Source organism: Pseudonocardia ammonioxydans (assembly GCF_900115005.1).
GTDB lineage: Bacteria > Actinomycetota > Actinomycetes > Mycobacteriales > Pseudonocardiaceae > Pseudonocardia > Pseudonocardia ammonioxydans.
In genome coordinates, this window is record NZ_FOUY01000089.1 from 1 (window position 1) to 9,625 (window position 9,625).

The following is a 9,625-nucleotide window of genomic DNA, read 5'->3' on the forward strand; positions in this document are numbered from 1 at the left end:
CATGCGCGAGCTCACGGCCGTCCAGGCCGACGACCTCTACGAACTGATCACCGAACGCGCCGGCCGCTCGGTGATCATGACCAGCAACCGCACACCGATCGACTGGTATCCGCTGTTCCCGAACCCCGTGGTCGCCGAGTCCCTGCTCGACCGACTGATCAACAACAGCCACCAGCTGTTCATGAACGGAGCAAGCTACCGACCTCACCGACGCCCCGGGCGCGTCACGGACCAGGACACCACGACCACCGGATAGACTGCCCACCGAGGCTGGACCCGGGGGAATTACTTGAGCGCAGCCCGGGGGAATTGGCTGATCGTCCACACAGCAGGACCTTCGTCCAGCCGTCGATGCGCTTGTCGAACTGGTCGTAGGCCTGCGGGGCCTCGTTCAGTGAGAGCTCGTGGGAGACGATCAGCTCGGGTTGCGCGCGGCCGCGGATGATCAGGTCGCGCAGCTGGCGATTGTAGCGCTTGACCGGGCACTGCCCGTGGCCGAGCGCAATGTTTTTGTCGAATACCGACCCGTAGTCGAATCCGATCCGGCCTTCCTGCGCGCCCTCGGTGGCTGCGCCGGGATCTTGTGGGAGGTACACGCCGACCACGCCGATGCGGCCGGTGGACTGCACGACCTCGACGAGCTTGTCCATCACCAGCTCCGGGTGTTCCTGCCCGGTGGGGTCGTGTGCCTGGTAGCCGACGGCTTCGACACCGCAGTCCACACCGGTGCCGTCGGTGGCGTCGGTGATCACCTCGGTGGGATCGACCTCGGCGAAGTTCACCGCGGTGACGCCGTAGCGCTCGGCCAGCTCGAGCCGGTCGGGTTCCTTGTCGACGATGAACACCTGCGAGGCGCCACGGATCATCGCGCTGTGCGCGGCCATCAACCCCACCGGGCCCGCGCCGAACACCGCGACGGTGTCACCGGGGGTGACCCGGGCCAGCTCGGCACCGTGGTAGCCGGTGGGGAAGATGTCGGACAGCATCGTGAACGCGTTCTCGTGCTCGCGACCGGCGGGCAGCTTGAGCAGATTGAAGTCCGCCCACGGCACGCGCAGGTACTCGGCCTGACCGCCCCAGTACGGGCCCATCATCGGGTAGCCGTAGCCCGCGGTCGGGCGACCGGTCGGGTTCGCGCGCAGGCAGGCGTTTGTCCAGCCTGCCGTGCAGTTGCGGCAGGTGCCACAGGCGATGTTGAACGGCACCGAGACCCGGTCGCCCACGCTGATCCGGTCGACCCCGGGCCCGACGTCCTCGACCACACCCATGTTCTCGTGGCCGAGCACCATGCCCTGATCCAGGGGCGCACGGCCCTCGTACGGGTGCAGGTCGGAGCCGCAGATGTTCGAGGTGGTGATGCGCAGGATCGCATCGTTGGGCTGCTCGAGGGTCGGGTCGGGCACGTTCTCCACGGCGACGTTGAACGGTCCCTTGAACACCACGGCCTTCATCCTGACTCCCTGCGGATGCGACTGTGCGACCTTCTGCGGCTACCCGACGCTGCACAGCCCATGCGGCTGCAACCTCAACCGGCAAAAGGCACTGATCCACCGGAAGCGGCCGACCGCGCGATGCTGACACGCTCACGACGGTGCACAACTCGTGCCCGGCGGCTCCGGAGTCTGGTGCCGGCGCCGAAAATTTGCTCCTCCGAGCCCGAATAGGCCCCGGCGAGCCGGGTAGGGCTGATGTGGGGCCGATACGAGTTCGCTACGCGTGCGCGCCGCCTCGGGCGCGACACATCGTCGGATGAAGGAGTGCGATGACGATCAACCAAGAGACCGGTGAGGTGACCGGCACCGCGGACAAGGACTACAACCTGATCTGGTACGTCGAGGCGTGCCTGAGCAACGCCCTGCGGCTACAGACCTACATCAACGACGCCGAACGCGACGGCGACTCCGAACTGGTCGAGCTGTTCCAGCGCGCGCAAGCCGACAGCGGCAAAGGTGCCGAACAGGGCAAACAACTTCTCGCCCGCCGGCTCCAGCCGTAGCCGCCCCCACTCCGGTGACACAGCCTCCCGTTGCGTCGGCCACCGGCTCTGCACTGGTGAGTCTGCCGAGGTTTTTCATGATGAGAGATACTGCCGCGGTCGGGACGGGACCGCGCCTGACGCTGTTCATCGAGCAGCCGGCCGCGCAGCTGGCGGTCATCGCCAGCGGACTGGCCACGCTCGCGGGGCCCGTAGCAGGGCAAGTGCTGTGGCTGCTGGCCGCGGTGGCGGCGGTGCCGGCGGTGGTACGGGGACCCCGCGCCGAAGCAGACGACCCCGATGACGGGGCGCAGACGGCGGCGGGGGCGGCCTCGGCCTACCGCTGGGCCCGTTTCCGACACCACTGGCCGGACCCCGCAGCGACTGACAGTGAGGCAGTGACTTAATCCGTCCGGAGGGGGCATGATCGCGCTGCAGCTGCGCGGAATGGGCTGGGACGCCGCTCGGGGGCAGCCGCTGGTCCTGCTCGAAGAGCACGACCCGCTGGGGCGGGTACTGCCGATCTGGATCGCCGAGGCCGATGCCACCGCGCTGGAACAGGCCCACCAGGGCCTGTCAGCGATACGGCCCGGAACGCACGAGCTGATCGCCGCTGTGCTCGCCGCCTCCGGACGGCACCTGACCCGGATAGTTATCACGGCGCTCCACGCACACACCTACTACGCCGAGCTGGTGCTCGATGACTACACCCGCGTATCCGCACGTCCCAGCGATGCGTTGACCCTGGCGCTGCGGGCCGGTGCCGATATCGCCGCGAACGAATCGGTACTCGACGCCGCCGCCGTTCCCGCCGCCGCGGTCTTGGAAGGCACCGCAGCCGAACCCCTGACCGATCCGGGCGCCGAACTCGGGCCCGATCAGCAGGTCGACCTCGACCGGTTCCGGGAGTTCCTCACCTCGGCCACCCCGGAGGACTTCGACGTCGGCCCTGACGAGCCGTCCCAGTAGAAGGCCGAAATGCCGGAGTGGAGCGTGTCGCAGCTGGGAGCTGGCCTGCACAGCGCCGAGAACCACTCAGGCTGCAGGAGAAGGGCTGGGGCGGCCGACGCCGTTGTAGCCGAACACCAGCCGTCCGAGCGCCCTCAGCTGCTTGCTCAGTGTGAGGACCCGGGAGGTAGTGGTGTCGAAGTGGTCCCGCGCGGGTACGGCGAGGCCGACCCGAAGAACAGCAGTATCGGGAAGGCAGAACTTTCTCATGGGATTGATGGACAAGCTGCGCGACGTCTTCAACCGCCCGAGCCGGGCCCCGGAGACCTCGGGGCCCCGAGTCGTCGACGCGCCCGACGCCAGCAGCGCCCCGCCGCACGACGACCGGGACGGCAACCGGCGCACCGCCACTACCGACGAGCGCACCTCCGGCACCGATGCGCGCGCCCAGCGCGACGAATCGCGCTGACGACTCCTTGCCACCGGGTGTGCCACCCCCAGCCCACTGAGCCACGCGAGCGGCGGTCCAACGGCTCGCCCGGCTTCATCTACTGGATGGCTCGACGGGCGCAGCCGGCCGGCGTGACCGGCCAGGGCCGGGACAGCGTGGATGGAGATCATGACCGAAGCATCGGCCCGGCCCACCGCCCGGGCAACTCGACCCACGACCTGCACCACCACAGTCACCGTGTGCGGTGAGGCCGACGTGACCACCGCGCCTGTACTGACTACCGCGCTGCACACCACGGTCGTCACCCCCGCAGGCGGTCACGCCGCCGTCGATCGCACCGCGGTGTCGTTCCTCGCGGTGTGCGGGGTCGACGCACTGACCATGGCCCGTGACCACGGCGCGACGTCGGCCACCACAGCCACCCCGGACAGCGCGGTCGGGCGCACCCTCGCCCCTCTTGATCGGGACCATGCTCCCTGCTCAGGCGCCCGAGTGGGCGCAGAAGACCAGGCCCGGTCGCCACGGTCTCCAAAAGGACCATCATCACGGACCCGGTTGCACGAGCAGAGGACGCGCGCGTGAACGCCCAGGACGACGAACAGTTCGCGTCCTCACCGATCGGCCAGACGTGCCGCCGGCTGAGGGCCGAGTTCCCCGGCACCGACCCGAGCGAGATCTCCACCCTGGCCGAATACTGCCGGGCAGAACTGTCCGGCATCCCCGACGAGGCGGTCCCGGAACTGTTGGAGCGCCTCGTGCGGGCACGTCTGCTCGATACGACCGGTACCGAGCAGCCATGATCGAACACCAGTAGCTCGCCACGGTGTCCGGCCCGGGTCGCGACTGGGCCCGTAGCAGCGCGGGCGTGGAAGCTCGCATAGCTGGTCGTGCCGCCGCAGGGCCGGCTTCGGCGAGTCGGGCGGTCCTCCTCGCCCCGAACGGCCACAGCGGGTGACGATGCCATCGTGGCCTCACCTGGCGACGGGAATGTTCTGGGCGCCGCGGGGCGTTGTGTGGGGTGTCCGGACGGGAAGGCCCGTACGGAGGCAGGGGGGTGAACGGTCTCGACTCCGATCGCTGATCGAGGGGAAGCGTGCCGAGGAAGGCGACGATGTTCTCGTTAACCATGCGTCGCAAAAAAATAAGTGCCGACCACAGTCGCACTGCCCCGCAGAGCGCTTACGCGCTCGCTGCCTGATAACAGGTAGGGGCTGTCGGGCCGGAGGCGTCCCCGCTCCGGTTCCCGGCATCAGCTAGGGGACTCACCCTGCGGTTCGGCCGCGGAAGCGCAGGGAACATCCAACAGCGGCTGGGATCGTCACACCGGCTCGTTCGCGTGACCGGTGGATCCGAGCAGAGACAGAGCGAACTGCGCACGGAGAAGCCCTCGTGATCCGACGGAGGACCCGGGTTCGATTCCCGGCACCTCCACCACCACAGCGACGGCCCCGCCCGGCTCTTTCGGGACGGGGTCGTCAACCATGGTGCGCCCCGGCACAGGCAGGTGGGCGTGGAAGGACCCTTGCAAGCAGAGCCGGGCAGGGCGTCGTCGTCACCGTCACCGCGGGCGCAGCTCAGCCGTCGATCGGCAACGTCTTCCGTACGACGGCTTCATGCTCGGCAAGCAGGTTGAGCCCGGCATGCACGGTGCCCGGCGCGACACCGTGGTAGGCCTGGAGGAACCGCGACCGACGGGACTCGGGAGTGCCGTGGTCACGCTCGGCGAAAAGCAGGTACGCCTCCGCCACCTCGCGGCACGCACTGCGCGTTTCCTCGTGCTCGACCCGGGTCGCCAGCCAGGCGACGAACGCCGCGAGCCGCTCGGCGACCCGGGTCGGCGGCAGCTCCGGCCGTTGCGGGCTAGTGGTCATAGCAGATCCTCGACATCGTCGACTGTGACCGGCGCCATCTACCCGGTTACCGCGGGTTCCACGCCCGGACCGGACGGTTAAACACCAGGTATCCCGTCGTCGGCGGGGACCCTCGTCGCGCTCACACAGTCTCCACTGAGTGCACCCGCAGCCGCTTCACCGGTGAAGGCAGGCCGACTCGGAAGGCCAGGGCCAGCACAAGCTCCTCGGGGCGGATTGCGAGCTCGCCGACGCCGCGTCCGTTGCCACGCCAGACGCCCGCTACCTCGTGCCGCTCAGATCGGTTCCGCGTCGCCGCGCCGCACGCCCGGCTGAGGCGGGAACGAAGCCGTGGAACCAGGCAGCGCCGGCCGAGCATCGCTCGGATCAGGAGTCGGTGAGCCGCCGGAACACCGCAGCGGTGGCCACGCCAAAGGCCACATGGGGTACGAGGTCACGGATCCAGGAGTTGCCGGGCCAGCGGCGCGGATCGGTCACGCCCAAGGCGGTCATCGGCGCGGTCGAGGCCACGTTCGCGGCGAGACCGGCTCCGGCTCCGCGCGCCCACAGCGGCAGTCTGGCGAGGCGGGGCGCGATCAGCCCGTAGGCCATGCCGGTCCCCAGCCCTGCAGCAATCCCCAACAGTGCTCCCAGTCCGGAGCGTCGGTTGTCGGCGGCGAGGCTGTTCGGGCCGTCCTGCGACAGCGCGGAGGGGACGGCGTCTTCGAGCCGGCCGACGGTCTGCTCCGGGGTGGTACTGGCCGGTCGGGCCAGGACGGCCATGTCGAGGTAGGTCGTGGCGTTGAGTGCCGTGGTCCCCGCCGCTCCGGCGGCGACTCCGGCGATTGCCCGGTCAAGCATCCTCGTGCTGGTCATATCCGGGCGAGTTCCCGCCGTCCTGGCGGTCATGCGTCTGGGGTCGTGGCGGCGGAACGGCGATGCCTGCGGCCCCGAAGGCGGGCGTCTTACACGGTGTGCCGGTACGGGGAGGGGGTAGTCGAGGTGGCGTGGACACCTCGCTGACCTTCGTAGGGACGGCCACCACCCTGTTGCGGCTCGGTCGGTTCCGGCTGCTGACAGATCCGAACTTCCTGCACTGCGGCCAGCGTGCCCGGTTGGGGTGGGGGTTGTCGTCGCGGCGGCGTACCGAGCCCGCGGTCGGTATCGACGAGTTGCCACCGCTGGATGCGGTGCTGGTGTCGCACCTGCACGGCGACCACTTCGACAGGATCGCGCGTGACTGGCTCGACCACGGCCTGCCTGTAGTCACCACGCCGCACGCCCGCGACCGGCTGCGCCGGTGGGGTTTCCAAGCCGCGATCGGCCTGGCGACCTGGCAGAGCTGGGAGGTCGGCGACCACGTCGAGCGGGTCCGGGTCACCGCCGTGCCCGCCCGGCACGGGCCACGGGCGCTGCACCGGCTCCTGCCGCCGGTCCAGGGCAGCATCGTCGACCTGGAGCGGGAGGGCCAGCGGGCGCTGCGGATCTACATCACCGGTGACACGGTGCTGGTGCCCGAGCTGGCCGAGATCCGGGACCGGTTCGGCGAGATCGACCTGATGGTGGCCCACCTCGGTGGTACCCGGATCGGCGGCGTGCTCGTGACCCTCGACGCCCGGCAGGGCACCGATCTGGTCGAGCTGATCGGCCCGGGCCGGGTCGTGCCGGTCCACTATGACGACTACGACGTGTTCCGCTCGCCGCTGACACACTTCCTCGACCAGATGCGCGCCCGCGGTCTGGGCGAACGGATCCGTGTAGTGGCCCGCGGGGGCACCGTGGCGCTGCCCCCGTCGACCGGTCGCCGGCCCGGCAGCGCAACGGCCGACCACGTGTTCGGTAATGCACCGGGTAGCCCGTGGCACGGTCTTCCGCCGTGAGCAGGCGGGCTGGCCGGCTCTCGATCCGGGCGGTGGCGGAAGCCCGCGGCCGGCTCTGGGGCGATGGTCGCGTGCGGCGGACGGGCCTCGGGCAGTGCTGAGCTCCGGCCCGGCCGGCATGTCCGCAGGACGGACGGGTAACCGGCGGGCGTAGTTCACGACTGGAGGAGGACACGTGCAGGCAGTGGTGTGGCAGGCACCTGGTGAGATCGAGGTGGCGGAGGTAGCCGACCCGGTCCCGCGGGACCCCGGTGACGTGGTCGTGCGGCTCACGACGAGCGCGATCTGCGGGACGGACCTGCACATGATCCGGGGCACGATGCCGGGCCTGCGGCCGGGCATCGTGCTCGGGCACGAGGGCGTCGGCGTGGTCGAGGAGATCGGCAGCGCGGTACGCGCGTTCCGGCCCGGGGACCGGGTGGTGGTGCCGTCCACGCTGTGCTGCGGGCGGTGCAGTTACTGCCGGGCCGGGTACACCTCGCAGTGCGACGCGGCCAACCCGAACGGACCGCTGGCCGGCACCGCCCTGTTCGGCGGGCCGGAGGAAACCGGCGGGTTCGACGGGCTGCAGGCACAGTACGCACGGGTGCCGTGGGCGGACGCGAACCTAGTGCCGCTGCCCGACGCCGTGGACGACGACCAGGCGATCATGTTGTCGGACGTGTTCCCGACCGGCTACTTCGGTGCCAAGCTGGCCGAGGTCTCCCGCGGTGACTCGGTCGCGGTGTTCGGCTGCGGCCCGGTCGGCCAGCTGGCGATCGCGAGCGCACGACACCTCGGCGCGGCCCGGGTGTTCGCCGTCGATCGTGACGCCGCCCGGCTGGAGAAGGCCCGCCGCCAGCACGTCGAGCCCGTCGACGTGACCGTCGAGGACCCGGTCGATGCGCAGCGGGAACTGACCGGCGGGATCGGTCCCGACCGGGTCATCGACGCCGTCGGCGCCGACGCCTACGGTCCGCGCAGCGATGACGCCGGCGACCAGGAACGGCGCGCTGCCGAACTGGAGGAGGCCGCCGGCGGCGGAGCGACCGCCTGGAACGCCGGCGACGACCCGTCGCTGGCCGCGAGTTGGGCGGCCGAGGCAGTGGCCAAAGCCGGGACGATCGGTGTGATCGGGGTCTATCCACCCACGGCGCGCTCGTTCCCGATCGGCACCGTGCTGAACCGCAACCTGACCGTGAAGGCAGGTAACTGCCCACACCGGGCACTGATCCCGGAACTGATCGACATCGTCGCGGCCGGGACACTGGATCCCGGACGAGGAGTCACGGTCCGCGACGGGCTGGCCGACGCGGTCGAGGCGTATCGCACGTTCGACACCCACGAACCCGGCTGGGTCAAGGTCGCCATCGAGCCGGCCACGTAAAAGCAACCGAGGCCATTGCCTGGCCGGCCGCGGGCGAAACCCATCCTTCGCGAGGTCGCGCCTCGGCAGCGCGGCGGTGAGGTGGCTTCTCGCTACGCCAGCGCCGGGCCGATATCGACCGGACCGTGGTGGGTACGCCGTGACCGGCCTGGCCCAAGCTCGAGTCGAGGAGGTAGCGGTGTCCAGCGACCCCGACCGTCTCGGAACACCTCAAAGTGGTGAACGTCCGCGCTACCACGACGGGACTACTCGCCCCGGCGCGCAACCCCGGAACCAACGGCACGACCGGCACGGCCGAGCAGGAACTGAACGACGGGAAGTATCCCGGAACAACCCCGCCGCGGACAGGTACTGGTACCTGAAGATCTACCTCAATGATCAGCTGGCGCTCGGCGTGGTGTGGCGGCAGCTCGCCCGGCGCGCCCAGCGCAGCAATCGCGACACGCCGCTCGGCGACGCGCTCGCCCGGGTCGCCACCGGTATCGCCGAGGACGTGGAAACGTTTCGGTCCCTCATGCGGCAGGCCGGAATCCGGCCGAGCCGAATGAAACCCGGGGCCGCGGTCGCCGCTGAGCGGCTGGGCCGGCTCAAGCTCAACGGCCGCCTGGCCGACTACTCCCCGCTGAGCCGGTTCACCGAACTCGAGATGCTCACCATGGGCATCGAAGGCAAGAAGCAGCTGTGGACGACCCTGCGCGACCTCGCCGGACTCGCCACCCAGCTACCAGATGTCGACTTCGACCAACTAATCGAGCGAGCCGCAGCGCAGAAAGCCGAACTCGAGCCACACCGGGTACGCGCGGGCCGCGAGCTCTTCATCTCCAGGGGACTGTCTGGAAGATCGTGTGTGGGCGGTGATCGTCTGTGTCAGTTCAGGGCGATCCGGTCGCCGTAGAACAGTGTCAACGCGTTCAGTGCAGCCTTCCAGCCGGTGGTCCGGCCGGTCACGTTGGTCCGGTTCGCGATCGGGCTGCGGATGACCAGGTAGAGCACCTTCAGCGCGGCCTGGTCGTTCGGGAAGTGCCCCCGCCGACGAGTCGCTTGCCGGAACCGCGAGTTCAGCGACTCCACCGCGTTGGTGGTGTAGATGACCCGCCGAACCTCGGGCGGGAAGGCCAGGAACGGGGTGAACTCCTCCCAGGCGCCTCGCCAGAG

12 protein-coding genes and 1 other RNA gene are annotated in these 9,625 nt (G+C 69.8%); 9 read left to right on the forward strand and 4 right to left on the reverse strand.

The genetic code is table 11. The features are described from left to right. Window positions 1–256: ATP-binding protein (locus BM093_RS33290; RefSeq protein WP_143105683.1), on the forward strand; the 256-nt coding region annotated here is incomplete at its 5' end. Here the strand turns inward: BM093_RS33290 and BM093_RS33295 are convergent. Continuing rightward, window positions 225–1,451, reverse strand: coding sequence for a glutathione-independent formaldehyde dehydrogenase (locus tag BM093_RS33295; RefSeq protein ID WP_093357050.1), 1,227 nt, complete (start codon window positions 1,449–1,451; stop codon window positions 225–227). The genes BM093_RS33290 and BM093_RS33295 overlap by 32 nt on opposite strands. A gap of 311 nt (window positions 1,452–1,762) precedes the next feature. Between BM093_RS33295 and BM093_RS33300 the strand changes: the two genes are divergently transcribed. The 5 genes from BM093_RS33300 (at window position 1,763) to ssrA (ending at window position 4,808) form a co-directional block, all read left to right on the forward strand. Then, window positions 1,763–1,996, forward strand: a complete 234-nt coding sequence (locus BM093_RS33300; protein ID WP_093357054.1) for a hypothetical protein — start codon at window positions 1,763–1,765, stop codon at window positions 1,994–1,996. A 402-nt stretch (window positions 1,997–2,398) separates the two neighbouring features. Beyond that, on the forward strand, window positions 2,399–2,944 hold the full coding sequence (locus BM093_RS33310) for a bifunctional nuclease family protein (RefSeq protein WP_093357062.1): 546 nt from the start codon (window positions 2,399–2,401) through the stop codon (window positions 2,942–2,944). 256 nt (window positions 2,945–3,200) lie between these two features. After that, entirely contained in the window at window positions 3,201–3,392 is a 192-nt protein-coding gene (locus BM093_RS33315) for a hypothetical protein (RefSeq protein WP_093357067.1), read from the forward strand. A 560-nt stretch (window positions 3,393–3,952) separates the two neighbouring features. Then, on the forward strand, window positions 3,953–4,174 hold the full coding sequence (locus BM093_RS33320) for a hypothetical protein (protein WP_093357072.1): 222 nt from the start codon (window positions 3,953–3,955) through the stop codon (window positions 4,172–4,174). 250 nt (window positions 4,175–4,424) lie between these two features. Further along, window positions 4,425–4,808: a transfer-messenger RNA gene (gene ssrA, locus BM093_RS33325) on the forward strand. Between the two features lie 140 nt (window positions 4,809–4,948). Here ssrA and BM093_RS33330 read toward each other — a convergent pair. Then, entirely contained in the window at window positions 4,949–5,245 is a 297-nt protein-coding gene (locus BM093_RS33330) for a hypothetical protein (RefSeq protein ID WP_093357077.1), read from the reverse strand. Between the two features lie 366 nt (window positions 5,246–5,611). Next, the gene (locus BM093_RS33335) at window positions 5,612–6,133 is read right to left on the reverse strand and encodes a hypothetical protein (RefSeq protein WP_245773976.1); all 522 of its coding nucleotides are present in this window, start codon (window positions 6,131–6,133) and stop codon (window positions 5,612–5,614) included. A gap of 98 nt (window positions 6,134–6,231) precedes the next feature. Between BM093_RS33335 and BM093_RS33340 the strand changes: the two genes are divergently transcribed. The 3 genes from BM093_RS33340 to BM093_RS33350 all read left to right on the forward strand — a co-directional run bounded on the left by BM093_RS33340 (window position 6,232) and on the right by BM093_RS33350 (window position 9,365). Next, window positions 6,232–7,104: an MBL fold metallo-hydrolase gene (locus BM093_RS33340; RefSeq protein ID WP_245773977.1), complete on the forward strand. Its 873-nt coding sequence runs from the start codon at window positions 6,232–6,234 to the stop codon at window positions 7,102–7,104. Between the two features lie 175 nt (window positions 7,105–7,279). Then, entirely contained in the window at window positions 7,280–8,470 is a 1,191-nt protein-coding gene (locus BM093_RS33345; protein WP_093357090.1) for an alcohol dehydrogenase catalytic domain-containing protein, read from the forward strand. 178 nt (window positions 8,471–8,648) lie between these two features. Further along, window positions 8,649–9,365 carry a hypothetical protein gene (locus tag BM093_RS33350; protein WP_245773978.1) on the forward strand — a complete coding sequence of 239 codons (717 nt, stop codon included), beginning with the start codon at window positions 8,649–8,651 and terminating at the stop codon, window positions 9,363–9,365. Here the strand turns inward: BM093_RS33350 and BM093_RS33355 are convergent. Beyond that, window positions 9,338–9,625: transposase (locus tag BM093_RS33355; protein ID WP_177238869.1), on the reverse strand; the 288-nt coding region annotated here is incomplete at its 5' end. The genes BM093_RS33350 and BM093_RS33355 overlap by 28 nt on opposite strands.